The organism is Taklimakanibacter deserti (assembly GCA_003574785.1).
Genome location: QORU01000097.1, coordinates 1 through 511 on the forward strand (window position 1 = coordinate 1; position 511 = coordinate 511).

General features: G+C 55.8%; 1 protein-coding gene. It reads right to left on the reverse strand.

The annotated features are described in order from the left end of the window. Nucleotides 1–511: hypothetical protein (locus DS839_RS36150; RefSeq protein WP_368912154.1), on the reverse strand; the 511-nt coding region annotated here is incomplete at both ends.

The following is a 511-nucleotide window of genomic DNA, read 5'->3' on the forward strand; positions in this document are numbered from 1 at the left end:
CGACAATGAACTTGCGAGTCTTCGGCAAAGCCTTCGCAAACTCGTCATCGACCTCGGGTGCCGCCTTGATTGCGCCGTCTTTCAATCCTTGGCTCACCTGATGCGCATACTTCTCCGCAAACAGTTGCCGCACATGATCTGCATTCGGGGAGCGGTCACTCGTGAGTTCTTCCAGAACTCCCCTCACCGAGTTCACGAAGATCAGCGTGCGGTTGTACTGCCACAGTTGGTCAGCATACTGGCGCGTCCGCTCTTGAATCTTCGCGTCAAGCTCAGTCACCTGCTCTTGCAGCCGTTGATTCGCTCCTTTCAATGCGTCGATCAGTTCTCGCAGACTTGCGTCGGTCTTCCGCAGCTTCGTGTTTTCGCCTCGAAGGGCCGCATTCTCGCGTTCAAGCTCGGCGACCTTCGCTTCAAGCTGCTCGATAAGCTCGCGTTGCTGGACAAGCTCGGTCTTGATGCGTTCCTTCTCGGCGATGTGCTGCCGCGTGAATTCCATCTGTTTGTGAAT